Origin of the sequence: Prevotella sp. Sow4_E9_plate, assembly GCF_052116205.1 — a bacterium.
Taxonomy (GTDB): domain Bacteria; phylum Bacteroidota; class Bacteroidia; order Bacteroidales; family Bacteroidaceae; genus Prevotella.
In genome coordinates this window covers 1-316 of sequence record NZ_JBQKLN010000169.1, presented here as the reverse complement: position 1 = coordinate 316, position 316 = coordinate 1, and the positions used below count along the sequence as shown (strand labels likewise).

The 316-nt window shown below is 49.7% G+C and carries 1 pseudogene; it reads left to right on the top strand.

Going from position 1 to position 316, the window contains the following annotated elements:
• A pseudogene (locus ACTQ53_RS17725) lies at positions 1–202 on the top strand (N-acetylmuramoyl-L-alanine amidase); the annotation flags it as partial.
• Positions 203–316: the final 114 nt, after the last annotated feature.

Genomic DNA, 316 nt, shown 5'->3' with positions numbered 1-316 from the left:
GAGCATCGGAGTATGCTACATCGGCGGGCTTTCCAAGGATGGCAAGCCGAAGGACACCCGAACCTCCGAGCAGAAGGCGGCGCTGAAAGCGCTCATAGAACAGCTGAAGGAGGAATATCCAGAGGCGACAGTTCATGGCCACAACGAGTTCGCCGCCAAGGATTGCCCTTGCTTTGATGTGAAGGAGGAGTTTGGGGAGTAAAACATAAAAAGCCCTGTAAGGAGCAAAAGCATCGGTATTTTAAAGCTTTTGCCCTTACAGGGCGTATTGCCTGAATGTAGGTTCAATTCTAGAGCGTATTGCAGCAAATTATTT